This window comes from Rhizobium laguerreae, from assembly GCF_019778565.1.
Taxonomy (GTDB): Bacteria; Pseudomonadota; Alphaproteobacteria; order Rhizobiales; family Rhizobiaceae; genus Rhizobium; species Rhizobium laguerreae.
In genome coordinates, this window is sequence record NZ_JAAXQT010000002.1 from 103298 (window position 1) to 127831 (window position 24534).

The 24534-nt window shown below is 60.4% G+C and carries 24 protein-coding genes, 1 tRNA gene and 1 pseudogene; 12 read left to right on the forward strand and 14 right to left on the reverse strand.

Annotated features, from left to right (window positions below):
• Positions 1–106: 106 nt before the first annotated feature.
• Together HFO71_RS07390 and HFO71_RS07395 are read left to right on the forward strand one after the other, a co-directional pair.
• Entirely contained in the window at positions 107–1231 is a 1125-nt protein-coding gene (locus tag HFO71_RS07390; protein WP_131707899.1) for an MFS transporter, read from the forward strand.
• Between the two features lie 110 nt (positions 1232–1341).
• Positions 1342–3351 (forward strand): ABC transporter ATP-binding protein/permease, encoded by a 2010-nt coding sequence (locus HFO71_RS07395; RefSeq protein ID WP_131639828.1) that lies wholly within the window; start codon positions 1342–1344, stop codon positions 3349–3351.
• 28 nt (positions 3352–3379) lie between these two features.
• Here HFO71_RS07395 and HFO71_RS07400 read toward each other — a convergent pair whose 3' ends face one another.
• From HFO71_RS07400 to HFO71_RS07410, 4 genes and pseudogenes are all read right to left on the reverse strand, one after another.
• Positions 3380–3760: a GFA family protein gene (locus HFO71_RS07400; RefSeq protein ID WP_131639827.1), complete on the reverse strand. Its 381-nt coding sequence runs from the start codon at positions 3758–3760 to the stop codon at positions 3380–3382.
• 32 nt (positions 3761–3792) lie between these two features.
• A pseudogene (locus tag HFO71_RS35755) lies at positions 3793–3965 on the reverse strand (MarR family transcriptional regulator); the annotation flags it as partial.
• Between the two features lie 142 nt (positions 3966–4107).
• A complete protein-coding gene (locus tag HFO71_RS07405) occupies positions 4108–4308 on the reverse strand; it encodes a hypothetical protein (protein WP_038613687.1) in 201 nt (66 codons plus the stop codon).
• Positions 4309–4313: 5 nt separating this feature from the next.
• Complete coding sequence (locus HFO71_RS07410; RefSeq protein ID WP_221988030.1) at positions 4314–4562, reverse strand: hypothetical protein; 249 nt, start codon at positions 4560–4562, stop codon at positions 4314–4316.
• A gap of 69 nt (positions 4563–4631) precedes the next feature.
• Here HFO71_RS07410 and HFO71_RS07415 point away from each other — a divergent pair, with 69 nt between their 5' ends.
• A complete protein-coding gene (locus HFO71_RS07415) occupies positions 4632–5477 on the forward strand; it encodes a class I SAM-dependent methyltransferase (protein WP_131639826.1) in 846 nt (281 codons plus the stop codon).
• Positions 5478–5601: 124 nt separating this feature from the next.
• Here HFO71_RS07415 and HFO71_RS07420 read toward each other — a convergent pair whose 3' ends face one another.
• The 8 genes from HFO71_RS07420 to HFO71_RS07455 form a co-directional block, all read right to left on the reverse strand.
• On the reverse strand, positions 5602–6186 hold the full coding sequence (locus HFO71_RS07420; protein WP_168256987.1) for a DEAD/DEAH box helicase family protein: 585 nt from the start codon (positions 6184–6186) through the stop codon (positions 5602–5604).
• A gap of 29 nt (positions 6187–6215) precedes the next feature.
• Positions 6216–6662 (reverse strand): hypothetical protein, encoded by a 447-nt coding sequence (locus tag HFO71_RS07425; protein WP_131639825.1) that lies wholly within the window; start codon positions 6660–6662, stop codon positions 6216–6218.
• Positions 6663–6703: 41 nt separating this feature from the next.
• On the reverse strand, positions 6704–8194 hold the full coding sequence (locus HFO71_RS07430; RefSeq protein ID WP_168256988.1) for an MDR family MFS transporter: 1491 nt from the start codon (positions 8192–8194) through the stop codon (positions 6704–6706).
• Positions 8195–8451: 257 nt separating this feature from the next.
• Positions 8452–8832 carry a hypothetical protein gene (locus HFO71_RS07435; RefSeq protein ID WP_131639823.1) on the reverse strand — a complete coding sequence of 127 codons (381 nt, stop codon included), beginning with the start codon at positions 8830–8832 and terminating at the stop codon, positions 8452–8454.
• A gap of 131 nt (positions 8833–8963) precedes the next feature.
• Positions 8964–9344: a DUF5615 family PIN-like protein gene (locus HFO71_RS07440; RefSeq protein WP_131663047.1), complete on the reverse strand. Its 381-nt coding sequence runs from the start codon at positions 9342–9344 to the stop codon at positions 8964–8966.
• An 18-nt stretch (positions 9345–9362) separates the two neighbouring features.
• Positions 9363–10007 (reverse strand): DUF433 domain-containing protein, encoded by a 645-nt coding sequence (locus tag HFO71_RS07445; protein WP_077977471.1) that lies wholly within the window; start codon positions 10005–10007, stop codon positions 9363–9365.
• Between the two features lie 400 nt (positions 10008–10407).
• Positions 10408–10483, reverse strand: a tRNA-Thr gene (locus tag HFO71_RS07450).
• A gap of 119 nt (positions 10484–10602) precedes the next feature.
• Positions 10603–11562 (reverse strand): NAD(P)H-dependent flavin oxidoreductase, encoded by a 960-nt coding sequence (locus tag HFO71_RS07455; protein ID WP_077977719.1) that lies wholly within the window; start codon positions 11560–11562, stop codon positions 10603–10605.
• Between the two features lie 285 nt (positions 11563–11847).
• Between HFO71_RS07455 and HFO71_RS07460 the strand changes: the two genes are divergently transcribed.
• Positions 11848–13047, forward strand: coding sequence for a regulator (locus HFO71_RS07460; RefSeq protein ID WP_221987756.1), 1200 nt, complete (start codon positions 11848–11850; stop codon positions 13045–13047).
• A gap of 33 nt (positions 13048–13080) precedes the next feature.
• Here the strand turns inward: HFO71_RS07460 and ppk2 are convergent, their stop codons facing one another.
• Positions 13081–13962 (reverse strand): polyphosphate kinase 2, encoded by an 882-nt coding sequence (gene ppk2, locus HFO71_RS07465; protein WP_221978831.1) that lies wholly within the window; start codon positions 13960–13962, stop codon positions 13081–13083.
• Between the two features lie 241 nt (positions 13963–14203).
• Here ppk2 and phoR point away from each other — a divergent pair, with 241 nt between their 5' ends.
• From phoR to phoB, 7 genes are all read left to right on the forward strand, one after another.
• Positions 14204–15427 carry a phosphate regulon sensor histidine kinase PhoR gene (gene phoR / locus HFO71_RS07470; RefSeq protein WP_221966306.1) on the forward strand — a complete coding sequence of 408 codons (1224 nt, stop codon included), beginning with the start codon at positions 14204–14206 and terminating at the stop codon, positions 15425–15427.
• Positions 15428–15620: 193 nt separating this feature from the next.
• Complete coding sequence (locus HFO71_RS07475; RefSeq protein ID WP_017958845.1) at positions 15621–16655, forward strand: substrate-binding domain-containing protein; 1035 nt, start codon at positions 15621–15623, stop codon at positions 16653–16655.
• Between the two features lie 162 nt (positions 16656–16817).
• Positions 16818–18299, forward strand: a complete 1482-nt coding sequence (gene pstC / locus HFO71_RS07480; RefSeq protein WP_077977474.1) for a phosphate ABC transporter permease subunit PstC — start codon at positions 16818–16820, stop codon at positions 18297–18299.
• A complete protein-coding gene (pstA, locus tag HFO71_RS07485; RefSeq protein WP_131639816.1) occupies positions 18296–19618 on the forward strand; it encodes a phosphate ABC transporter permease PstA in 1323 nt (440 codons plus the stop codon). Before pstC ends, pstA begins: the two co-directional genes overlap by 4 nt.
• 15 nt (positions 19619–19633) lie before the next feature.
• Complete coding sequence (pstB, locus tag HFO71_RS07490) at positions 19634–20449, forward strand: phosphate ABC transporter ATP-binding protein PstB (RefSeq protein WP_017958848.1); 816 nt, start codon at positions 19634–19636, stop codon at positions 20447–20449.
• 44 nt (positions 20450–20493) lie between these two features.
• Positions 20494–21207 (forward strand): phosphate signaling complex protein PhoU, encoded by a 714-nt coding sequence (gene phoU, locus HFO71_RS07495; RefSeq protein WP_003556199.1) that lies wholly within the window; start codon positions 20494–20496, stop codon positions 21205–21207.
• A 133-nt stretch (positions 21208–21340) separates the two neighbouring features.
• Positions 21341–22024 (forward strand): phosphate regulon transcriptional regulator PhoB, encoded by a 684-nt coding sequence (phoB, locus tag HFO71_RS07500; RefSeq protein WP_010068798.1) that lies wholly within the window; start codon positions 21341–21343, stop codon positions 22022–22024.
• A gap of 322 nt (positions 22025–22346) precedes the next feature.
• On the opposite strand, the gene HFO71_RS07505 is transcribed toward phoB, so the two are convergent.
• Positions 22347–22880 carry a GcrA family cell cycle regulator gene (locus tag HFO71_RS07505; protein ID WP_025393034.1) on the reverse strand — a complete coding sequence of 178 codons (534 nt, stop codon included), beginning with the start codon at positions 22878–22880 and terminating at the stop codon, positions 22347–22349.
• Positions 22881–23300: 420 nt separating this feature from the next.
• Here HFO71_RS07505 and HFO71_RS07510 point away from each other — a divergent pair, with 420 nt between their 5' ends.
• A complete protein-coding gene (locus HFO71_RS07510; RefSeq protein WP_221987758.1) occupies positions 23301–24500 on the forward strand; it encodes an aspartate aminotransferase family protein in 1200 nt (399 codons plus the stop codon).
• Positions 24501–24534 lie beyond the last annotated feature (34 nt).

The window sequence follows — 24534 nt, forward strand, 5'->3', positions numbered from 1 at the left end:
CCGGATGCCGCGTCAAAGCTATTGAAATAACCTCCTCGATGCGCATGGTCGACGCATCCACCGTCTGCGATGAGCGATGATCATCAATGGAGAGCAAGTTTCACCGATGGAAAACACCTCTGCCCCCTCCCGCAATGCCGAATGGACGCTGGCCGATTTCCTCAGCACCTATCGCTATTGGGCCGTGTTTTTTTCCTCGCTTCTTTTGGCAATCGGTGGACAGGGTTTCAGCACGGTCTTTCCCGTGATCTCGCAAATGACGGGCAACAGCGCTCAGACGATCGGGATCTTCTATTCCGGCTCCACTCTTGGCTGGGTTGCCGGCGCCTTCCTGGCTTTTATCGTCGCGAGCCGCCATGGCCGGTCGGCTTTGATTTCCCCCCTTCTCGTCTGTGCCATTCTCGCCATCGCTTTTCTGCCGGCGCCTGCTTTGTGGGGATCGCCGGTGTTTCTGTTTTTGTTTGGTGTGGTGTTCGGCACGGTTCGGGCCGTTTTCCCTCTCGCGATCGCGATATTCCTGGTGGGCGGGCGACCAGGAAAAATCGACTTCAGCTGCGCTCTCACGCTGATGTCGACGACGATCCTGCTCTCAGCCTTTGCTCCGATCGGCGCCTCGTGGTTATACGGGCTCGATCTCGGCGCCGTACCTGTCGTTTCGGGTTTGCTGGCCTGCCTGCTCCTCGCTGTCATATTGCTGGTGCCGGCCGGAAACCTGGCCTTCGATGAAGCTCCGCGTCCGCGACACAAGCCGCTTGCGCCGCGCCGGCGATCCCCTCTCCTGGTCGCCATCATCCTGATCACCCCGCCGATCCTGATTTTTCTGATGGCGTTCGGTGTCCATCTGTTTCAGGCAAATGATGCCGACGTCGCCTCCTCCCCCATCACGCTGCTTTTAGCGCTTCTGGTCTTCACCATTGCTGTGGCCGCCCTTATCTATCTTGCCTACTGGGTCTATCGCATACACGGGGAGCTAGCGGGCGCGGCGCAGTCGCAGCGCCTGCTGACGCCGCTTGCCGCCATGCTGATCGCGATCCTCGTACCGCTCGGATTGCCGGTTCTTGTGATGACCCTTGGCGATCTCCTCAACGAGCGGGCACGCGACAGAGGCCGGGGAGGTTTGATGTCGATTGCCTGGCTCGGCATCTGGAGTTTCATCTTGCCGCCGGTCGCCATCGCAATGATCCAGAACGCGGCGAACGACAGCTATGTCATGGGCTCAGATACGGTGTAACAGCGACAGCACGGCCGCGGTCTTCCCCTCATTTTCTCGACAAGCCCTTCGATGACACGTACGTCACCGGCCTCATGAAACATTTCGATGTGTAAGCCGTTATCGCGCTTATGGCCGACGCTAAACTCAATCCGACATCGGTCGACGGCACCGACGAACCGCACGGTGCCGAAAAGACGCGCCAGGAGAAGGCATCGACTGTCGAGGTCGTGCCGCCGCCAGATATCATTGAACCCGATCCGGAGTTGACGCCCGAGGAGGCCGAGCATGCGCGCAAGCGGTATTTGCTCAAGCGCTTCTGGATCACCGCGCGCCGTTTCTGGGGCCGTGGCGGTGACAAGCTCGCCTGGCCGTTGTCGATCGGGCTGCTTGCCATGATCTGCATGAATGTCGGCTTCCAGTATGGGATCAATCGCTGGAACCGCGCGATTTTCGACGCTATAGAGCGGCACGATGCCGGCACCGTCTATTACCTCAGCGGCGTGTTCGTGCCGCTCGTGCTTGGAACCGTCGCTCTTGTCACCACACAGGTCGCTGTTCGCATGATGATCCAGCGGCGCTGGCGTTCCTGGCTGGCGACGGCAGTCATCGCGCGCTGGCTGGCAAACGGCCGATACTACCAGCTGAACCTCATCGGCGGCGACCACAAGAACCCCGAGGCGCGCATCTCGGAGGATTTGAGGATCGCCACCGAAGCCCCCGTCGATTTTACCGCCGGTGTCATCGCGGCGTTCCTCTCGGCCTCGACCTTCATCGTGGTGCTGTGGACGATCGGCGGAGCCTTGACGCTGCCGATCGGAGGCTGGACCATTACCATTCCGGGCTTTCTCGTCGTCACCGCGGTCCTCTACGCCGTGATCACTTCCAGCGTGATCGCGGTGATCGGCCGCCATTTCGTGCAGGTCTCCGAGGTCAAGAACCAGGTAGAGGCCGAATTTCGCTATACGCTGACGCATGTGCGGGAAAACGGTGAGAGCATCGCGCTTCTCGGCGGCGAGGAGGAAGAGCGCAACGACCTCGACAAGACCTTCGGCAATGTGCTGAAGCAATGGGCTTTGCTCGCCCGCCAGCATATGCGCACGACGTTTGTGTCGCATGGGTCGATGCTGATTGCCCCTGTTGTGCCGCTCCTCCTTTGCGCCCCCAAATTTCTCGAAGGCAGCATGACGCTGGGCGAGGTCATGCAGGCAGCGTCAGCCTTCGCCATCGTCCAGACCGCCTTCGGCTGGCTGGTCGATAACTATCCGCGCCTTGCCGACTGGAACGCATGTGCACGACGCGTCGCGTCGCTGATGATGTCGCTCGACGGGCTCGAGCGTGCAGAACAGAGCGACGCGCTCGGCCGGATCAAGCATGGCCAAACCGAAAGTGAGGCGATGCTCAGCCTCAACGATCTCGCCGTGTCGCTTGACGATGGCACCGCTGTGGTCAAGGAAACCCGGGTCGAGATCCAGCCCGGCGAGCGGGTGCTTGTGTCAGGTGAATCCGGTTCGGGCAAGAGCACGCTGGTGCGGGCCATCTCCGGTCTCTGGCCGTGGGGTGGCGGCAGCGTCGATTTCCGCGCCGATCGACAATTGTTCATGTTGCCGCAACGATCTTATATTCCTTCGGGGACGCTTGGCCGTGCTGTCGCCTATCCCGGCGCCGCCGATAACTGGCCGCCGGATGAGATCAAGTCGGCCCTCGACAAGGTGGGACTGGATTATCTGAAAGATAAGATCGAGGAAGACGCGCCATGGGACCAGACCTTGTCGGGCGGCGAAAAGCAGCGGCTGGCCTTTGCCCGTCTCCTGCTGCATAAACCCGATATCGTCGTGCTGGATGAAGCAACCTCGGCACTCGACGAGAAGAGCCAGGACAAGATGATGCAGATGGTGATCGATGAATTGCCTGATGTCACCATCATCAGCGTCGCGCATCGCGCTGAGCTGGAAACCTTCCATAGCCGCAAGATCACCTTGGAGCGCCGCCGGGGCGGCGCAAAGCTTGTCAGCGATATCGATCTCATCCCGCGCAAGAGAAAGGGGAACTTGCTGTCACGCGTCTTGGAGAACCGCCGCTCCCTGCCGAAGGGTGGCACGAGTTCGAGCAAGCCGCCGCAGCCGCAGAATAGAAATTGAAGTCCGCTCGCGGGCGAGCAACCGCTGCCTATTGCGCATTCTGTGGCAGGTTGTCGGTGATGTCATAGTAATCGCCTTTGTCGGCAACAAAGATATGCATTTTCAATTTGGTTTCGGTCGGGCTATCAAATGCACCCATCGCGACAGCAATCCAGTCGTGATGGGGTGGATCCCAAAACAGCGATGAACCACATACCCCGCAAAATCCACGCCTCACCTTTTCTGAGGATTGATACCAGGTAAGACTTTCACCTCCTTGGATCGCGATCTGACGCTTTGGCACGTCGGTTGAAGCGAAGAAGTGGCCGGATTGTTTTCGGCATTTGGAGCAATGGCACGCGTCCGGCGCTCGAAGATCACCTTCGATCTCGAAAGTTACCGCACCACACAGACAGGATCCTTTGTGCATTAGCCTTCCTCTCATAAGCACCACTGGTGCTTCTAAAGCTGCGCCGAGGATTGCGCACTTGCAATCTGATCCAGATTTTCGATCAGCCGCTCGAGCAAATCGACAAGTTGCTCCGCTTCCGCATCCGTGAAGCCGGTCAATGCTCATGATTGCCCAGGGACAGGGCCGCGATTGCTTCCGGCATGCTGCGACTGTCAGCCGGATCGGCTAAAGCATGTCGCGCAAAAGTGTGCCGCGGTTTTGCGATAACGACATGCGTAAAAAAGGACCTAAAGCGCGAGGAGCGAATCTGAAAGATCGCGACGCGCTTTAGTGCGTTCAATTCGCGCTTGGCAGGCGGTATCGGTTCAGAGCTTGCGCGCTTCGAGACGCCGCTTGTCGCGCTCGACATAGTTGGAGCCCAGCTCCGTCAAACGGAATTGCCGTTTCTGAAATTCCCCACGGATCAGGATGAAGCCTTGCTCTTCGGCTTCGTTCAATGTCTTCAGGCTGGTGCCTTTAGGGGGAGACTGCCAAGCCATGCCATCGGCGCTGTGCAGCAAGACCATGATCTTTATAATTTTGTTTCTCCATGGCTGATGCATACAGCCGAGCTGTAACGCGTCGGCAATCCGCTGGTTTCGCTTTCTTGATTTGACACCATCCAGGAGAAGCCCGTTGATTTATAAGGATTATTTTTGGCCAATCCGGAGTTTCGCAAAAGCTGTTGTATAAAAGCTCCAATAGTCTTGGTCAATTCAATCACTCCGTCCCAACAGGTTGGGTCATGCCTGGCGATTGGTCCAATGGCGTTTATTTCCATTGAATCCCGCCATCAGCGGCGCATAGTGACGTTCCCGGCTTTGCCGGTTGGACGTAGGGGGGCCGGTGCATGTCAGCAAATCTCGACGATATCCGTAACCAGCAACGTGAGACCTGGGACAAGTTTTCCGCCGGCTGGAAGAAATGGGACAGCTTGGTTCTCAGCTGGCTTGCGCCGTTTGGTGACGCCATGCTCCGGCACGCAAATCTCTCCAACGGCTTTAGCGTGCTTGACATAGCCGCCGGCACTGGCGAACCCGGCCTGACGGCGGCGGCGGCAATCCCGGACGGCCATGTTGTCGTAACCGATCTCTCGGAAAATATGCTGACTGTTGCCGCAGAAAATGCGACCAAACGTGGCCTCAAAAACTTCGAAACTCGCCGATGCGATGCGGGAGCCTTGCCTTTTGCCGATGCCAGTTTCGATGCCGTCCTGTGCCGGTTTGGGTTTATGTTCTTCCCGGATATCGCTGCCGCCGCCAAGGAGATGGCACGCGTGACAAAGCCCGGTGCGCGCGTCTGCGCCGCAGTCTGGAGCACTCCTGTCAAAAATTCATGGGCGACCACCATCATGGGCACGATCGCCCGCCACGTGGAAATGCCCTCGCCACCACCCGGCTCTCCGGGCCTGTTCCGCTGTGCGGGGGAAGGCATGATGGTCGAGACCTTCAGAGAGGCGGGCCTTCTCGATGTCTCCGAGGAAGAGGTGTCAGCGATAATGGTGCACGACACCCCGGAGCGTTACTGGGACTTCATGACTGAGGTCGCCGCGCCGGTTGTCGCCGGACTATCCAAGGCAGATGCGGCAACACGGGAGAAAATCCGGGACGAGGTCCTGGAGCTAGCTCTCCAATCCGTCAGCGATGGCAAGATTCACCTTCGCTCAACGGCAACGGTCATCACAGGCACGCGATAACCTCAGAATCTCGTCGACAACGACGGCGAGCGGGAGAGCGGCGTCGATGACGACGCCACCCTTCGGAATATCTTCCATCGTTGCATGCAATCGCACAATCAGCTCCCGTTCGGCAGGTCTTCCGCTATCGGCGCGAAGGGCTGTACCGCTCAGCGCAGCATGTCACAACATGATCCCGTATCGCCGCAGCACTTTCTGAAGGCGACATGAAAGTCACATCCAACGTCAGCGCGTGCTGGTGCGGTATATCGAGAACCAGGGCCTGTTGGCTTCGGCTCCTCGACATCTCGACGTCGGTGGTTTTCAGGTGGTCGCGCCGCGCGGGGGAGGAAACGCGATATGCCAATTCTTCTTCGGCACAAATCAATCTCACGGGAATGAAGACCGCGGCGCGATGTCCGGCGGCTTCGACGAATTGTTGGTACGTCCGCGTGCTCCGCTCATCGCCTTCGACACCGGCATGGGTGAAGATGAAATTCGGCGACGGGCCGCCATAGGCCGTGATCGCATCCAGAACGGCCTGCCGGACCCGACCAGTGTACTCCCAGACGCCTTTTGGCAGCGGAGCGGCCTCGTCGAGGAGGCGCAAGATCGGGTTGTTGAACCAGTGATTATCAACGATCTTTGCTGATATAAGTGAGCCGAGCTCTTTGGCGATCGTCAGCTTCCCCACGCCCGGAAACCCCAAGAGCAACACGAAAACGCTCATCGTCCGACAACTCTCCAAACAGCCCAAATCTACCAGAATTTCCACCATGGACGCTTTGGATCGGAAGGCATCGAAGGCTCGGGCGGGAGTATGGCTTTCGCCGGCGTCACGATGCTCTCGCCATCTCGGCCATAATATTCTCCCTCTTCTCCCTGGACTTCGGCTTCGAGAGATTGGGCGATAAGCCACATTTTCCGACGGATTTCTTGATCGGGATTTTTGACAACGATGTTGCCTCCGCTCCACCAAAGCCATGCGGCGTTTTCTCGATTTTCGCCGGGTGAATATTCTTTCCAGACGCACATGCCCGTCTGTTCCACCCGTAGAACACCTCCATCGGCGGTAGGAGTTTCAGCAAAGCCGCGGTGCTGAATTTCCGGATCGTTGGCGACGTATTCGAGCCAATCGTCGAGAGTGATCGACGGAGACGCATCGAACCAATTTATTTTACGAGTGATGTGAAGATCGTAACCCATCAGAGCCTCTTACCTAAGTCGCGCCGAACGGCTGAACCGCTTTAATGGGAGGGCGCCTCGCTTGCCGCAGCCGGAGCCTCGCGCTTCCCACTAGGCCCAACCGGGATCAGCCAGGTGGTGAAGAAGGTGAGAACCGCGACGACGACCACGCCCCAGAAGCTCCAGTGCAGGGCCGCATTGAAGACAGCACGGATCGCCGGATCAGCGGCGAGCGTGGAGAGCCCGGTCGGCTGGTTCAGCACCTCATGCAGGCCCGCCGCCGCATCGCCGCTCGCATAATGGTTGATGCCGGCATTGAGGATGGCGCCGAGCACGGTGGCGCCGAGCGTATTGCCGAGGCTGCGGGCAAAGATGATCGAGGCAGTGGCGCTGCCGCGCATCGACCATTCGACGCTGTCCTGCACGAGCACGAGGCTGGTGAGGCTGATGAGACCCATGCCGAAACCCATGAAGAACGAGCCGGCGCCGGCAACGACCGGCGAACTGTCAGGCGTCAGGAACAACAGGAAACAGGCGCCGAAGGGAAACATCAGGCTGCCGACGCGCAGCGTGCGGCGGATGCCGAAGGCCTTGTAGAGGCGGCTGGAGAGCATCACCGCCAAGGGCCAGCCGACGACGAGCATGGTGAGCGTGAACCCCGCGACAAGAGGCGAGCGGCCGAGCACGCCCTGCACATAAAGCGGCAGGATTGTCGAAAGCCCGATCAGCGCCATGCCGGCCAGCAGCGTTGCCGCATTGCTGGTCGCAATCAGCCTTCGGCTCCACAGCGGGATCGAGATGATCGGCTCCGGTGCCCGCTTCTCCTGGGCGAGAAAGAGCAGGCCCGTGACCACGAAGACGGCGAAAAGCGAAAGCAGGATCCAGGCGCTCGCATCGGTTTCCGTCAGCATGACGAGAAGTGCCACGATCGAGATCGAAAACAGCACCGAGCCGAGATAATCGATCTTTGCCTGCTTGTGCGCCACGTCCTCCTTGAGGAAGACCATGAAGGCGATGATCGAGATGACGCCGATCGGCAGGTTGATCCAGAAGATCCAGGCCCAGGAGATATTGTCGACGATGATGCCGCCGGCAAGCGGCCCGACGACGGCCGAGGTCGCCCAGACGGTCGCCATCGCGCCCTGCACGCGGCCGCGTTCCTCGAGCTTGAAGAGATCGCCGATGATCGTCATCGTCACCGGCTGGATGGCGCCGGCGCCGAGCCCCTGCAGCAGCCGGAACAGCACCAACGACATCATCGACCAGGCAAGCCCGCAGAGCAAAGAGCCGACGAGGAAGATTAGGATGCCGCCGATCAGCACCGGCTTGCGCCCGAAAATGTCGGAAAGCTTGCCGTAGATGACCGTCGTCGTCGACTGCGCCAGCAGGAAGGCCGAAAACACCCAGCTGTAATAGGAAAAGCCGCCAAGTTCCCCGACGATGCGCGGCATCGCGGTCGCCACGATCGTCGCCTCGATCGCCACCATGAAGGTCGCGAGCATAATGGTGGCGACGATAAGCACGCGGTTCGAGCGTTGCGCTGCATTCGACATGACGATCCTCTTCGGGTGCTCCGCAGATGCCGGAAATATCGGCAGGCTGGCTGGGTGTGGGGCGATGCGCCGCTTGCGGAGTGATGGGCCCTTTTACGACCTCGAGCCCGGCCGGTAAAGCAGGCCGCGACCGGTTTCTGACAGCACCGGTTGTTTTCGCGTGATGTCAGGGAAGTTTCGGCCGAAAGCGAAGGCCCGGTGCCATTCCGCTCCGGGCCTTCGTTTTGTCAGAAGGAAGGCGAACAATCACCTCATCCTCATTGCGGGCATGCCTCGCCGAGCGAGCCGGTATCCGCGCTGCCGCTGGTGCAACCCGGCGTCTGCTGCAGGTTGGGATTGACCCCGCCGGGGTTGATCGTGCTGCGGCCGCTGTTGAGATTGACGCCGCCAGTGCCGGTCGTGCTGCCGGTGGTGCCGGAATCGGTGCCGACAGACCCTGTGCCCGTTGCACCGCCGCCGACAGAACCAGTGCCAGCTGACCCGGCGCCTGCGGAACCGGCGCCCGAACTCCCCGATCCGCCGATTACAGGCGCCACCGAAAGCCGCCCATTGGCATCCGCACCCCCGGCCGTCTGCGCCAGCGCCGGGCCGGCAAGACCGATCGAAAGCAGTGATATCGCGATGAACTTGCAGGACATGATTTTCTCCATGCTGGTTGTCTCACGGGAGAGAACCTGATCGGTGGGGGCATTGTTCCTGTCGTAGTTGCGATTTTCACGGTCGGTTGATGGGAGCCGCGGAGGAGAAGAAGCAGGTTAAATGTCGGGATCTAGCGATGTGTTGAAATCTGATGATTGGTAATCTCCACCAGCAAGCGCCGCCCGACTTTCTGCTTGGAATACACCCACTCATGTTCGATTAGGGAAAGAGCCTGTTCAACGCGGTTCGCGGAGACTGGGATACTGCAGCCGCAAAAGACCATGGAAAGGTTCTTGAACCGCTCATCCGTGACCCCGAACCGCCTGGTAAGCTGCTTCATATCTTTATCGACCGCGACCAAGATTGCATCGTTGGCCGAAGCAGTCTGGCAAACAACAGGGTCTTTCACACCCTCTTCAAGCGCCTCGCGGTGATAAATGACTTCGTGGCCGGCGGCTGACAACACCTGGCCAACGGAATCGGGCACGCTCGCATCAAGGAAGAAGCGCAACCCGACATCCCCTGATCATTAAGCAGCCGCCTCATAGCTGATGGCGGCGAGAATGTCCTCGGTAGTGAGGGTGGGATACTCCATCCGGATCTTTTCGATGGAATATCCCTCGGCTGCGAAAGCTTTGATCGTGTCTACCGGAATCCGCGTTCCGGCGATCACTGGCCTGCTGTTCGCAATACCTTTCTTCGACTCGATTTTACCGACAGAGGAGCTTTTCCGCTCCTTCATCTTCGCGACGGCATCCTTCATGTTCCCGGTCACAACCTCCAGCGGAATCTGCAGGACGCCCTGGCCTGAAAGGACTTCCTCCTTCGTTTTGCTTTCCGGATTGTCAAAAACGACCTTGCGCTTGAGCACATACAGCGTCGTCTTAGACCAGAGTGCATCGCCAAGATGAGCGAGCTTGTCTTTAACCCCGCGAAGATGTTGCAAGGAAACTTTCGAATCATTGCGTAGTGCACTCAGGACCTTCAGCGACACCAAGTCCCTAAAAGAATACAAGCGACTAAAGGGCTGACTTCTATCCTCATAAGCAAGGGTCGGAACAAAAAATTTAGTCCGATCCCAGTGCCTGAGTTGGCGCAAGGTAACACCTGTCAGCCGTTCCACCTGCTCCTCGGTGAACGCCGCAATGACAGAATTTTCCTTATCTTGCACCATGATTGCCTCTTTCAAATGATAAGTAGTCCTATCCGGTTAAAATATCCATATTGCTTTTTTGCGCAGGGCAATTGGGACACCTACAAGTCTTTGAAAATAACAGGAAAAATACCGTGCCTTTAGGCTTCTGCCCGTTTCGCTCGCCATACCCGCGCCGTGCGCCGTTGACGTGACGCGTAACAAAACATCTTAACATACAACGCGCGATCGCTCTAAATTAGATGCGCTCAAAACGGGTACTGGGCCTGTCCAAAAAACTCACGGCGTAACTCGGGAGGGGCTGAACGGGATCAAGCCTGTCACCTGGGATCAACTATGGAGGGTTCAGAGTAAATCTCACCGTCTGGATTTGCGTCACAGTGACGTTAAACGGTCGGCATTGTGTCAACGGCGGGGAAAATGGTGCCGCTTGCAGGACTCGAACCTGCGACCCCATCATTACGAATGATGTGCTCTACCACCTGAGCTAAAGCGGCGTTTCACGGCCGAAGCATGCGGCCTGCGATTTGCATGGCGCTGATACAGGCATTGTTGGAAGATTTCAAGCACCCTGTCATGGCTTTGGCAAAAAAGACGGGAGGGGCGGGAAGGCGCCTCACAGCGTCAGCCGGGCACGCGCTGCCCTGTATTCGGCCTCCAGCCGGTCGACGAGATTTGCCACCGGCTCGACGGCCTTGATGGCGCTGATGCCCTGGCCGCTGCCCCATATGTCCTTCCAGGCCTTGGCGCCGCCGACAGCCTGCTCGAAATCCATCTTCGAGACATCGGCAAGCGGCAGGTTGTCCGGATCCATGCCGGCAGCCACGATCGAGGACTTGAGATAGTTGCCGTGCACACCGGTGAAGTAATTGGAATAGACGATATCGCCGGCGGCCCCTTCGACGATCGCCTGCTTGTAGGCGTCCGCGGCGCGCGCCTCTTCGGTGGCGATGAAGGGCGAGCCGATATAGGCCATGTCGGCGCCCATCGCTTCTGCGGCGAGGATGGCGCCGCCGGTGGCGATTGCGCCTGCCAGCAGCAGCGGCCCGTCGAACCATTCGCGGATTTCCTGGACAAGGGCGAAGGGCGAGAGCGTGCCGGCATGGCCGCCGGCGCCGGCAGCGACCGCAATCAGCCCATCGGCGCCCTTGCGGATCGCTGAATGGGCATGGCGGTTGTTGATAATGTCATGCAGCACGATGCCACCATAGGAATGCACGGCGGCATTGACCTCGGGCACGGCGCCGAGCGAGGAGATGACGATCGGCACCTTGTATTTGACGCAGAGCGTAAGGTCGTGCTCCAGCCGCTTGTTCGACATGTGGACGATCTGGTTGACCGCGAAGGGCGCCGCCGGCCGCTCCGGATGGGCGGCGTCGTGGCAGGCAAGCTCCTCGGTAATCTCCGCCAGCCATTCGTCGAGCTGGCTTTCCGGCCGGGCGTTCAGCGCCGGAAACGCTCCGACGATGCCCGCCTTGCATTGCGCCAGCGTCAGTGCCGGATACGAGATGATGAAGAGCGGCGAGCCGATGACTGGTAGTCTCAGTTTATCCCTCAGGATCGGGGGCAGGGCCAAGGTCATCACCTCCTTTGACGTTTACGAAAACGTCAATCTCATAACAGAGATGAAAAGGCGATAAAAGACCGGCTGCCATGCCTTCGTCGATTTCAGCCCGAATATATACGTCCGAGAAAGCTAATAGAATAAGGCCCATAAGCGGTGAAAGCTGCCGATATCTCCGTCGATCGATGGCAGCAGGGCCCGCAAGGCTTGCGGTTTGCCGCACTTGCCGTTACCGAATTTTGATGGAGAACGGCAGGGATTGCAGTCCGATGCCGAGTTCAAGCTGAAGGACTGGATGTGAGCGGATTAGAAACGGCCATCAGAACAGCGCTCGAGAATTCCGATCGCGACAATCCGGAGGTTCGAGCGAGGATCTATCAGTCGGCCCGCCAGGCGCTGGAAGCCGGGCTGCGCAAGCAGGATATCACCGACACCGAAGTCGTCGCCCATCACCGCCACCGCCTGGAAAGCACCATCCACGCCATCGAAGGCGAGGAGCGCGACCGCCTTCACCCCCGCCAGAGGCCGCCTGAAGTGCCCGTGCCGCCGGTCGTGGAAATGCCGGCTCCGCCGGTTCCCCGCGGTGATGTGGCCGATATCGACAGCCTTATCGACAATCCTGTGCCTGTTGGCGAAACCCGCACCCCCGAGGTGGCCTTCAGCCGCGGCGACGAGTCCAGCCTCCACGACGTGCATGCCGGCAATGCCGATCATCTGGCTGCCGCTCCCGTCGGCGAGGAACGCCTTGCCCGCGGTCAGCGCGCCACCAATATGGATTTCCGCCCGGAGCGGGCTGCAGGCCGTCGCAAGCCGCGCAAATTCTTTTCGCGGCTCCTCGTCTGGTGCGTCCTGCTCGCCTTCATCGGCATCGGCGCCTGGTGGGCGCATACATCGGGCTTGCTGATGACGGCGGCCGAGCGCGACACCAGCGTTGCCAATCCGCCGGCAAGCACGCAGCCGGAGGATTTTACCGGCAATGACGAGAGCGCCGGGAATGCGGGCTCTCATACCGATGAGCCGGTGACCATCGATCCGCAGAACAGTTTCTCGGCCGATTGGATCCCGCTGTTCAAGCCTGAGGACGCCGACAAGATGCAAAGCGGCCCGCGGGCGCGCACCGAAAAGATCACCGAGAATGACGGTCCGGCCATCCGGTTGATTTCCGAAAGCGGTGCGGCCGATGGCAATATATCGATCAGCGTGCCACCTTCGGTGCTGCAGCAACTGGCCGGCAAATCCTCGACGATCGCGCTGACGCTGCAATCCACCACCGATGAGCCGACGCAGGTTACCGTCGAATGCAATTTTCAGACGCTCGGCAATTGCGCCCGCCATCGCTTCAACGTCACCCGGGAAAAGTCGGATGCGCTGCTGCAGGTCAAGTTCGACCGCTCGCTCGCGCCGAATTCGCCGGGCACGCTGACGATCAACAGCGATCTCGACGGCAAGGCGCGCGGCATCAACCTCTTCGCCATCCGCATCCTGCCGGGGCAGTAAGGCCGGTCCCGGCGGGGCCGGTGACCCCGGCTTCTATTTCAGAAACCCGGGCCCCGAGCCGATGATCTTCTCGTCGACCGTGCCGAGCGCTTGTCTGTCCTTGCCGTCATAATCGATCTTGTTCAGCATGTGACGGATAATTTCGAGGCGCGCTCGCCGCTTGTCGTTGCCGTGAATCACCGTCCACGGCGCGAAATCCGTATGGGTTTCCTTCAGCATCCGGTTGCGCTTGTCGCTGTAATCGTCCCATTTCGTCAGCGCGGCGATATCCATCGACGACAGTTTCCAGACTTTCAGCGGATCGTGCCGGCGGTCGTGGAAGCGCTTGAGCTGCATCTCGCGGCCGATATCGAGATAGAACTTGAAGAAGAAGATGCCCTCATGGGCGATGATCTTTTCGAGCTGCGGCGCCTGTTTGAGGAAATCCTCATATTGCTGCGGCGTGCAGAAGCCCATGACTGGCTCGACGCCGGCGCGGTTGTACCAGGACCGGTCGAACAGCACGAATTCGCCAGCCGTCGGAAATTGCGCGACATAGCGCTGGAAATACCATTGTCCCTGCTCGCGGTCGGTCGGCTTGGTCAGCGCCACGACCCGCGCAAGGCGTGGGTTCATATTCGCCGAGGAGGCCGAAATCGCGCCGCCCTTGCCGGCAGCGTCCCGTCCTTCGAACAGCGCCATCACCCGCTTGCCAGTCGCCTGCAGCCAGAACTGCACCTTGACGAGTTCGATCTGCAGCTTTTCCAGCTGCTCCAGATAGTCCTCTTCCTTGAGCTTCTTCTTGTGGGGAAAGTCGCCTGATTCCAGCGCGCGTTCGTCCACCCAGGCCGGCAGGGTGGGATCGTCGACATCGAAGATGCGCTTCTTGCCGCGGATCTCCAGCTCCACGGCCCTGTTTTCGACGTCCTCGTCCATATGATCCTCCTCAGCCTGATCGCTTTTCTCCCGCAGGCCAACATAGTTGCCGTTGAAAATCAAATCTTTCGCGACCCGCCGGCAATTATCCGCGGGTTTCGGCTGCGGTCTTTCGCATCTGAGCAGCAGCCCGAAAACTTCTGTCATGAATTGCCGCTATCAGGCAGAGTTCCAATATAAGAAAAACGAATCGACGCCGCGAGGGCACTTGCCAGACGAAACTCCATGGAGAAAAAGCCTGTTGGCGCGCATAAAGCGCGAACGGCCGGTGCTGCTTGCGGCAATCCTCAGCGCGCTCGCCGCGCTTGCCGCCGGCATGAACAAGTGGGTGGTGCTTGTCCTGCTGCTTGTGATGATCCTCACGGCGCTTTTCAACGAGGCGCCCACCATCGAGGCCGAGCCGGCACCGCCGGTGGAGATCGAGCCGGAAGCGCCACCAAGCCGGCTGCCTGAAGTTTCCGCCACGCTCTCCGGCCTCGATATCCCCGTCATGGTGCTGTCGGACGACGCCTCGGTGCTCTTCCAGAACCGCGCTGCCGAAAAGGCCTTCGGCGAGGTGGTGCTCGGCGCCCATATATCGGCCCGTATGCGCTCGCCCGGCGTGCTCGACATGGTGCGCGAAACCATCGCCACCAATGCGCCGAACCAGATAGAGCATTCCGAGCGGCTGCCCTCCGAGCGCGTCTATATCGTCCGCAGCGCGCCCATAGAATTCGCAGCCGATGACGGGCCGCATGAGCGCTATTTCATCCTGTCCTTCCGCGATATTTCCGAGGTCCGCCGCATCGACCGCATGCGCTCGGATTTCGTCGCCAATGCCAGCCACGAGCTGCGCACGCCGCTTGCCTCGTTGCGCGGCTTCATCGAGACCATCCAGGGACCGGCGAAGAACGATCTGAAGGCGCAGGCGCGTTTCCTCAACATCATGCTCGACCAGACGACGCGCATGAGCCGGCTGGTCGACGACCTGCTGTCGCTCTCTCGCCTGGAGCTGAAATCGCATATCGCTCCGGATGAGAAGATCGATCTGGTGCCGCTGCTTGGCCATGTCAGGGATGCGCTGGTGCCGCTGGCCAGGGATGTCGGCGTCGACATCAATCTGCATCTGCCCGACGGCAAGGTCGAGGTGCTGGGCGACCGCGACGAACTTGTCCAGGTCTTTGAGAACCTGATGGAAAATGCCTGCAAATACGGCCAGGAGGGCGAAATCGTCGATGTCTGGCTGAAGAACGGCACCGGCCAGCCGGTCGAGGTCAGCATCGTCGACAAGGGCCCGGGCATCCCGGCCGAGCATGTGCCGCGGCTGACGGAGCGCTTCTACCGGGTCAGCATCGAGGACAGCCGCTCAAAGAAGGGCACCGGCCTCGGCCTTGCCATCGTCAAACACATCCTCACCCGCCACCGGGCGCGGCTGATCGTCAAGTCGGAAGTCGGCAAGGGCACCGATTTTACCGTCCGTTTTTGACGATATGTCGCAACACTTTTACGTTGCATAATTTTATCATTTTAAATCAATAACTTATATTGTCACAAATGTTTCATCGATTTGACATAAAAGGACGAGGCTTCAAGAGCTAAGAGAGTCCCGCCGATGAAAAAAGGCAATGCGAGGGCCTCTCTAAGGCCGCACTCACACAAGCCCAATGCGGGAGATTTACATGAACACCTTCAAGCTCACCGTTGCCGCGCTCGCTGCAACTGCTGCTTTCGCTGGCGCTGCCGTCGCCCGCGACCAGATTCAGGTCGCTGGTTCGTCCACCGTCCTGCCTTACGCAAAGATCGTTGCCGAGTCCTTCGGCGAAACCTTCACCAACTTCAAGACGCCGGTCGTCGAATCCGGCGGCTCGGGCGCTGGTCTGAAGGAATTCTGCAAGGGCGTTGGCGAGGACACCATCGATATTGCGAATTCATCGCGTCCGATCAACAAGAACGAACTGGAAGCCTGCAAGGCTGCCGGCGTAACCGACATCCAGGAAGTCAAGATCGGTTATGACGGCATCGTCTTCGCAACCGACGCTTCCAACCCTGATCTCGCTTACGTTCCTGCCGATATCTACAAGGCCCTCGCAGCCCAGGTCGTCGTCGACGGCAAGCTCGTCGCCAACCCCTACAAGAAGTGGTCGGAAGTCAACCCGAAGCTTCCGGCTGTTGATATTGCTGCCTACATTCCGGGCGAAAAGCACGGCACCCGCGAAGTCTTCGAACAGAACGTTCTCGCTGCCGGCTGCAAGGCCTCTGGCGCAACCGACGTCATCGCCAAGGAAATCGCCGAGAAGGCTGCCCAGGGCAAGGCCTGCGTCGCAGTCCGCAAGGACGGCGTCGCCGTTGACATCGACGGCGACTATCCGGAAACGCTGGCGCGCATCGCCGCCAACAAGACCGGCGTCGGCGTATTCGGCCTTTCCTTCTATGAAAACAACGCCGACAAGCTCAAGGTTGCTTCGATGAGCGGTATCGTTCCGTCCACCGAAACGATCGCCAACGGCACTTACCCGGTTTCCCGCCCGCTGTTCTTCTACGTCAAGAAGGCACATCTCGGCGCTGTTCCGGGCCTGAAGGAATACGTCAACTTCTTCGTATCCGACCAGATGATCGGCCCTGACAGCCCGCTCGTCGAATACGGCCTCGTTGCCGCTCCGGATGCCGAGCGCGAAGCGATCCGCAAGGAAGTCGAAGCCGGTAAGGCTATGTAATGAATTTTGCCGGCGCGGTGCCTTTCAGCCCGCGCCGGCATTGCTTATGTCCCTGCCGGGCATGTCCGCTGCAGGGTTGAATTCCTTCTCCATGATTGGAAGCTGAAGGCAGCTGACGAAGCTGCCGGGCTTTTTGGGGCTATGGGCCTGGGGACGTAACGAATGAGCACATCCATCATACTTTTGTGCCTTGTGGTGATCGGAGTCGCCGCCTATCTGGTCGCGCGCAACCGTGCCACGGCGCTTGCCGGAGGCAGATCCTCCGCACTGCATTCACGGCCGGCCTATTACGGCGCCTATGCGGCGATCTGGGCAGTTCTTCCCGCCCTCATCGTCCTTGGCCTCTGGCTCTCCATCAGCCCCGGCATCATCCAGTCTTCGGTTCGCAGCGCTTTCCCTGACGACATCAAGGCTCAGGTCTCGGTCGAGCAGGATCTTGGTTATTCGACGGTGGCGACGGTCGCCCGCGGCCTGACGATGCTGACCTCGGATGAAACTGCGGCGGTCGGCAACGATCCAGCTGCGCTTCAGGCCAAGCTCCTCGAAAAGGGCGTGCCGCTTGCCGGCCAGCCGCTGCCTTACATGATCGACGCCGCCAGGACGCTCAACGCCATGAGCTTGACGAGCCGCATCGCCATGACGGCGATCGTCTTCGCGCTCGCCATTGCCGGCGCCTTCTATGCGCTGCGCTCCATCGCTCCGCGCTTCCGCGCCCGCAACCGGGTCGAGCGCGTCATGCTCTGGGGCCTGCTGCTCGCCTCCTCGATCGCCATTCTGACGACGATCGGCATCGTGCTCTCCATGCTGTCGGAAGCCGCTCGCTTCTTTACGGCCGTTCCCGCCATGGACTTCTTCTTCGGCACCGTCTGGGATCCGCGCTTTGCCGGAGCCGGCAGCTCGTCCTTCGGTCAGTTCGGGCTGATCCCGCTGCTGCTCGGTACGATCTATATCGGCCTGGTCGCCATGCTGGTCGCCGTGCCGGTCGGCCTCTTTGCCGCCATCTACATGGCCGAATACGCCTCGCCGAAGGTGCGCGGGGTCGCCAAGCCGCTGCTGGAAGTGCTCGCCGGCATTCCGACGATCGTCTACGGCTTCTTCGCGCTCGTCACCGTCGGTCCGTTCCTGCGCGATTTCTCCGCTCAGGTCAGCGGCCTTCTGTCCGGCAACTACAGCAATTTCATTCAGGCGCAGAGCGTTCTGACGGCCGGTATCGTCATGGGCATCATGCTGATCCCTTACGTGTCCTCGCTGTCGGACGATATCATCACCGCCGTGCCGCGGTCCCTGCGTGACGGTTCGCTCGGTCTTGGTGCCACACGCTCCGAAACCGTCAAGAAGGTGGTCTTGCCCGCAGCCCTTCCCGGCATCGTCGGCGCATTGCTGATGACTGCCTCGCGCGCCGTCGGCGAAACCATGATCGTCGTGCTGGCCGCCGGTGTGGCCGCCCGCATCCAGATCAACCCGTTCGAGCCGATGACGACGGTGACGGTCAAGATCGTCAACCAGCTGACCGGCGACCTTGAGTTCACCTCGCCGCAGACGCTGGTTGCCTTTGCCCTTGGCATCACCCTGTTCTGCATCACGCTTTGCCTCAATATCTATGCGCTTTACATCGTGCGCAAATACCGGGAGCAGTACGAATGACGGATATTGTTTCTCCCACATCAGGCGTCACCGTTTCCAAGGCGCCCGCGCGCCGCGATATCGGCATCAAGCGCCGCTATGCCGCCGAGCGCCGGTTCCAGGCCTATGGCATCGCCGCCATCACCTTCGGTCTCGTCTTCCTCTTCATCCTGCTGTGGACGGTGATCGGCAAAGGTTATACCGCCTTCCAGCAGACGGCGATCACCCTGCCGATCGAATTCGTCGAGAAGACGATCGACCCCGACAATAAGCGTGCGACCGATCCCTCGGTGCTGATCGCCGCCAATTATCCGGTTCTCCTGCGTGACGCGATCGTCAAGCAGCTGAACATCAATGCCTCGAGCCGTCCCGACGTGCGCGATGCAACCGCCATGCTGTCGAAGAGTGCGCCGATCCAGCTGCGCGATATGGTGCTCGCCGATCCGTCGATCATCGGCAAGACGGTCAATGTCACGGTGCTCGCCGACGCCAATGTCGACAGCGCCAACAAGGCCCAGATCGACCTCTCGGTCGATGAGAAGAACCGCAAGGTCAACGACAAGCAGGTCGGCTGGATGAACGAGCTGAAGGCGAGCGGCGCTCTCCACAAGCAGTTCAACACCGGCCTCTTCGTCAACGGCAATTCCAGCCGTCCGGAGGCCGCAGGCCTTGGCGTCGCCCTGATCGGCTCGCTCTACCTGATGCTGATCGTCCTCGTGCTCGCTCTGCCGATCGGCGTCGCCGCCTCGATCTATCTCGAGGAGTTCGCGCCGAAGAACAAGCTGACGGACCTGATCGAGGTCAACATCAACAACCTCGCCGCGGTGCCTTCGATCGTCTACGGTCTGCTCGGTCTTTCCGTCTTCATCAATTTCATCGGCCTGCCGCGCTCGGCCTCGCTGGTCGGCGGCCTGGTGCTGACGCTGATGACCCTGCCGACGATCATCATCGCGACGCGTGCGGCACTGCGCGCCGTGCCGCCGTCGATCCGCGCCGCAGCGCTCGGCCTTGGCGCTTCGAAGATGCAGATGGTGTTCCACCATGTGCTGCCGCTCGCCATGCCGGGCATCCTGACCGGCACGATCATCGGCCTGGCGCACGCGCTCGGCGAAACCGCGCCGCTGCTCCTGATCGGCATGGTCGCCTTCGTCGCCAATGCGCCGACGACACCGCTCGATCCCTCGACGGCTCTGCCCGTACAGGTCTATATGTGGGCCAACGAGGCAGAACGTGCCTTCGTTGAGCGTACTTCGGGTGCCATCATAGTCCTGCTCCTGTTCCTGATCGTCATGAACATGGGCGCCATCCTCTTGCGTCGTCGCTTCGAGCGCCGCTGGTAAACGGAGTTAAACATCATGAATATGTTGACGGAAGCTGCAGTTGAAAAGGCGCTGGATCAGAAGATGAGCAACGTCCCTTATAAGATGATCGGAAAGGATGTCTCGGTATACTACGGCGAGAAGCGCGCGCTTTTCGATGTGAACCTGAACGTCCGCGAAAACACCGTAACCGCTCTGATCGGCCCGTCCGGCTGCGGCAAGTCGACCTTCCTGCGGTGCCTCAACCGCATGAACGATACGATCGACGGCTGCCGCGTCACCGGCAAGATCACGCTTGATACCGACGATGTCTATGATCCCGATATTGACGTCGTCGAACTTCGCGCCCGCGTCGGCATGGTCTTCCAGAAGCCGAACCCGTTCCCGAAGACGATCTATGAAAACGTCTCCTACGGCCCGCGCATCCATGGCCTTGCCAAGTCGAAGGCCGATCTCGACCAGATCGTCGAAACCAGCCTGCAGCGCGCCGGCCTCTGGAACGAGGTCAAGGACCGCGTGCACGAATCCGGCACCGGCCTGTCGGGCGGTCAGCAGCAGCGCCTCTGCATTGCGCGTGCCGTCGCCGTCAGCCCTGAAGTCATCCTGATGGACGAGCCCTGCTCGGCGCTCGACCCGATCGCCACCGCCAAGGTCGAGGAACTGATCCACGAGTTGCGCGAGAACTACACGATCGTCATCGTCACCCACTCCATGCAGCAGGCCGCGCGTGTCTCGCAGCGCACCGCAATGTTCCACCTCGGCAATCTCGTCGAGGAGAACGACACCGACAAGATGTTCACCAATCCCGACGATCCGCGCACCCAGGACTACATCATGGGTCGCTTCGGTTGATTTTGGCGACACCAAGCCTTCCCGTTATTCGAGGATAAAGCCCCATGGCATCGACACATATTTTTTCTGCCTACGATGATGATTTGAAGTTCCTGTCCAGGCGGATTTCCGAAATGGGCGGCCTGGCCGAGCAGATGGTCAGCGAAGCCGTCCGCGCCCTCGTCAACGGCGATACCGCACTGGCGCAGAAGGTCATCTCCGACGATGTGATCCTCGATCACGCCGAACGCGAAATCGGCGACAAGGCGATCGTCACCATCGCCCGCCGTCAGCCGATGGCCTCGGACCTGCGTGAAATCATGGGTTCGATCCGCATCGCCGCCGATCTCGAACGCGTCGGCGACCTCGGCAAGAACACCGCCAAGCGCGTCATCGCCGTCCAAAGCACTGGCGTTCCCCGTAAGCTCGCCCGCGGCCTCGAGCATCTGTCCGAGCTGGCGCTCGTCCAGCTCAAGGAAGTACTCGATGTCTACACCAATCGTTCAGCCGACAAGGCGAATGCGATCCGTGAACGCGACAACGAGATCGACGCGATGTACACCTCGCTGTTTCGCGAACTCCTGACCTATATGATGGAGGATCCGCGCAACATCACCAGCTGCACGCATCTTCTCTTCTGCGCCAAGAATATCGAGCGCATCGGCGACCATGCCACCAACATCGCCGAGACGATCTTTTACATGACGACAGGCGCACAGCCGGAAGGCGATCGTCCGAAGGACGACAGCGCCAACACCGTAGGCGCGGTCACGGAATAACCGCCCGCATAGTTAGTTGCGTGCGCGCCCGTCCGGGCGCGCAAAGAGGTCGCAGCCAATTTCTGAATTTGCGCAGGATGAATTGCTTAAATCACCCCTGATTTAAGGATGATGCGCGAGGAGACCGACACGCATGATCCCGAGAGTTGCAGTTGTTGAAGACGAGGAAGCCCTCAGCGTGCTTCTTCGCTACAATCTCGAAGCGGAAGGCTTCGAGGTCGATACCATCCTTCGTGGCGACGAAGCCGAGATGAGGCTTCAGGAGCGCACGCCCGATCTTCTCATCCTCGATTGGATGCTGCCCGGTGTCTCCGGCATCGAGCTCTGCCGGCGCCTGCGCATGCGGCCCGAGACCGAGCGCCTGCCGATTATCATGCTGACGGCGCGCGGCGAGGAGAGCGAGCGCGTCCGCGGATTGTCGACGGGTGCCGACGATTATGTCGTCAAGCCCTTCTCGACCCCGGAACTCGTTGCCCGCGTCAAGGCGATGCTGCGCCGCGCCCGTCCCGAGGTGCTGTCGACGGTGCTGAAATGCGGCGATATCGAGCTCGACCGCGAAACCCATCGCGTCCATCGCAAGAGCCGCGAAGTCCGCCTCGGCCCCACCGAATTCCGCCTGCTGGAATTCCTGATGTCGTCGCCGGGCCGGGTGTTCTCCCGCTCGCAGCTTCTCGATGGCGTCTGGGGCCACGATATCTATGTCGACGAGCGCACCGTCGACGTCCATGTCGGCCGTCTGCGCAAGGCGCTGAATTTCTCCAACATGCAAGACGTCATCCGCACCGTCCGCGGCGCCGGTTATTCGATGGAAGCCTGAGGGCTTCCGTTCTGGTTACTGACAGAGTCGACCGACGATTTTTTCGTCGTGCTCGGGCTTGTCCCGCTGCTGTCCGGTTCGCGGCGATAGACCGCCCCTCATCCGGCTGCCGCCACCTTCTCCCCGCTCGCGGGGCGAAGGGACCCGCTGCGACGTCTCCGTTCCCCGTCCTCCACCTCTCCTGTGGCACGTCCCCTCGCCCCGTTTACGGGGAGAGAGTTAGGGTGAGGGGCAGCCATCCCGCAATAAGCGCTTCCATCCACTCGCATAAAAAAACGGGCCACTCGGCCCGCTTTCTGCATTCTAAACGATGTTCGCTCGTTCAGCTGGCCCGCGCCGCTGCCCGGCGGCGTTCATTCACCGGCTGGTAGGCGAGTTTCTGGTGATAGCCGCAATAAGGCGAATTGTCGGGGGATTCGCAGCCGCAGAAATGGAAGTCGTCCTTCAGCGGATCGCCGACTGGCCACTTGCAGGTGCGTTCGGTCAGTTCCGTCAGGCCGAGGCGGCGCGAAATCGGCACCACCACGTTGCCCCTCGGCACGTATTCCATTTCCTCGATCGTTTCGATCTCGATCTCTTCCTTCAGCATCGTCGCGCCCTGCTGGCGGGTGACGGTGCGGGTCGTGATCCGGGAGGCGTAGTTCGGTGCGCGCGGCGCCGATGTGTTGCGCTTCGGCGTTCGCGCCGCGGTGTTGGTGCCGCCGGCCTTGGCACGGCCGGGAAGGCACAGCCGGTGCACTTTGCCGATGACCGCGTTTCTGCTGACCCCACCGAGCTGCGCAGCAATCTGGCTGGCGCTCAGTCCTTCGGCCCAAAGCTTCTTGAGTTTCTCGACCCGCTCGTCTGTCCAGTTCATGCCCTGTCTCCACCTTTTGCGTTGGTGATGGCAGAATCCCTCACCGTTGTCCCGGGAGCTCCGAAACAAGAAACGCTTGATCAATTTTGGTGACTAGTTCCGCCGCATGCAGTCTAGTAATTGATCTTTAACCTAGTGTGAGGCTGACTCCGTGACAAGAGTCGCATGAATCCGGATGAATCGAATTCGTAGTTTTCCCCAACTTGCTGCCCCTGCGTGTCATTTCTGCAATAATGCCTGTTGATGACTGAAAATGCCGCTGTACACCCTTGCTGCATACGCTAAGGGCGCCGTTTTGTTGACATTGCAGCGCGAAAAGGAAATAGTGCCACTCGCCGCCGCAAGGCGGCATTTTTGATTTTTCGGGCCTGGTTTCCTTAGCCGGAGTCATTGCCCGGCAACTTTGATGGAGATCGCGCCATGGCTGAAGCCGCGCCGCTTTATGACACCTATTCTCGTGCCCCGCTGCGGTTCGAGCGAGGCGAGGGCGTGTGGCTGATCACCGAAAGCGGCGAGCGATATCTCGATTTCGGCGCCGGCGTCGCCGTCACGTCAGTCGGCCACAGCAATCCGCATGTGGTCGGCGCATTGAAGGAGCAGGCCGACAAGGTCTGGCACCTGTCGAACATCTATGAGATCCCCGGCCAGGAGCGTCTGGCAAAGCGCCTGACGGACGCCACCTTCGCCGACAAGGTGTTCTTCACCAATTCAGGCGCCGAGGCGCTCGAATGCGCAATCAAGACGGCGCGCCGCTATCAGTTTTCCAAGGGCCATCCCGAGCGCTTCCATATCATCACCTTCGAAGGCGCCTTCCACGGACGGACGCTGGCGACGATCGCCGCCGGCGGCCAGGAGAAATATCTCGAAGGCTTCGGCCCCAAGGCGCCAGGTTTCGATCAGGTGGCTTTCGGCGACATCGAAGCGGTCCGCGCCGCGATCACCGAGGCGACGGCTGGCATCCTCATCGAGCCCGTGCAGGGCGAGGGCGGCGTCCGTCCCGCCACGCCTGAGTTCATGAAGGCGCTTCGCCAGCTCTGCGACGACAACGGCCTGCTGCTGATTCTCGACGAGGTCCAGACCGGCGTCGGCCGCACCGGCAAGCTCTTCGCTCATGAATGGTCGGGCGTCACCCCCGACATCATGGCTGTCGCGAAGGGCATCGGCGGCGGTTTCCCGCTCGGCGCCTGCCTTGCCACATCAGAGGCCGCCTCCGGCATGAAGGCCGGCACGCATGGCTCGACCTATGGCGGCAATCCGCTTGCCATGGCCGTCGGCAGCGCCGTGCTCGACATCATCCTTGCCGATGGCTTCCTCCAGCAGGTGCGCGACGTAGCACTCGTCTTCCGCCAGGGTCTCGCCTCGCTGAAGGATCGTTATCCCGATGTGATCGAAGACGTGCGCGGCGAGGGGCTTTTGCTCGGCATCAAGGCTGCCGTTCCCTCAGCCGAACTGCTGCAGGCGATCCGCGCCGCCCATCTGCTCGGCGTGCCCGCCGGCGACAACGTCATCCGCCTTCTTCCGCCGCTTGTGGTCACCGCCGAGGAAGCCCGCGAGGGCCTTGCCCGCGTCGAGCGCGCCGCCGAGAGGATCCGCGCTTCCAAGGTTAAGAAGACGGCTTGAAGAAATTGCCGCCTTCGGGCGCAGCACAGGTACA

Coding starts and splice junctions, on each gene's coding strand:
- HFO71_RS07390 (WP_131707899.1), top strand. CDS start 107: ATGGAAAACACCTCTGCCCCCTCCCGCAATGCCGAATGGACGCTGGCC.
- HFO71_RS07395 (WP_131639828.1), top strand. CDS start 1,342: ATGGCCGACGCTAAACTCAATCCGACATCGGTCGACGGCACCGACGAA.
- HFO71_RS07400 (WP_131639827.1), bottom strand. CDS start 3,760: ATGCACAAAGGATCCTGTCTGTGTGGTGCGGTAACTTTCGAGATCGAA.
- HFO71_RS07405 (WP_038613687.1), bottom strand. CDS start 4,308: ATGGTCTTGCTGCACAGCGCCGATGGCATGGCTTGGCAGTCTCCCCCT.
- HFO71_RS07410 (WP_221988030.1), bottom strand. CDS start 4,562: ATGGAAATAAACGCCATTGGACCAATCGCCAGGCATGACCCAACCTGT.
- HFO71_RS07415 (WP_131639826.1), top strand. CDS start 4,632: ATGTCAGCAAATCTCGACGATATCCGTAACCAGCAACGTGAGACCTGG.
- HFO71_RS07420 (WP_168256987.1), bottom strand. CDS start 6,186: ATGAGCGTTTTCGTGTTGCTCTTGGGGTTTCCGGGCGTGGGGAAGCTG.
- HFO71_RS07425 (WP_131639825.1), bottom strand. CDS start 6,662: ATGGGTTACGATCTTCACATCACTCGTAAAATAAATTGGTTCGATGCG.
- HFO71_RS07430 (WP_168256988.1), bottom strand. CDS start 8,194: ATGTCGAATGCAGCGCAACGCTCGAACCGCGTGCTTATCGTCGCCACC.
- HFO71_RS07435 (WP_131639823.1), bottom strand. CDS start 8,832: ATGTCCTGCAAGTTCATCGCGATATCACTGCTTTCGATCGGTCTTGCC.
- HFO71_RS07445 (WP_077977471.1), bottom strand. CDS start 10,007: ATGGTGCAAGATAAGGAAAATTCTGTCATTGCGGCGTTCACCGAGGAG.
- ppk2 (WP_221978831.1), bottom strand. CDS start 13,962: ATGGACGAGGACGTCGAAAACAGGGCCGTGGAGCTGGAGATCCGCGGC.
- HFO71_RS07475 (WP_017958845.1), top strand. CDS start 15,621: ATGAACACCTTCAAGCTCACCGTTGCCGCGCTCGCTGCAACTGCTGCT.
- pstC (WP_077977474.1), top strand. CDS start 16,818: ATGAGCACATCCATCATACTTTTGTGCCTTGTGGTGATCGGAGTCGCC.
- pstA (WP_131639816.1), top strand. CDS start 18,296: ATGACGGATATTGTTTCTCCCACATCAGGCGTCACCGTTTCCAAGGCG.
- pstB (WP_017958848.1), top strand. CDS start 19,634: ATGAATATGTTGACGGAAGCTGCAGTTGAAAAGGCGCTGGATCAGAAG.
- phoU (WP_003556199.1), top strand. CDS start 20,494: ATGGCATCGACACATATTTTTTCTGCCTACGATGATGATTTGAAGTTC.
- phoB (WP_010068798.1), top strand. CDS start 21,341: ATGATCCCGAGAGTTGCAGTTGTTGAAGACGAGGAAGCCCTCAGCGTG.
- HFO71_RS07505 (WP_025393034.1), bottom strand. CDS start 22,880: ATGAACTGGACAGACGAGCGGGTCGAGAAACTCAAGAAGCTTTGGGCC.
- HFO71_RS07510 (WP_221987758.1), top strand. CDS start 23,301: ATGGCTGAAGCCGCGCCGCTTTATGACACCTATTCTCGTGCCCCGCTG.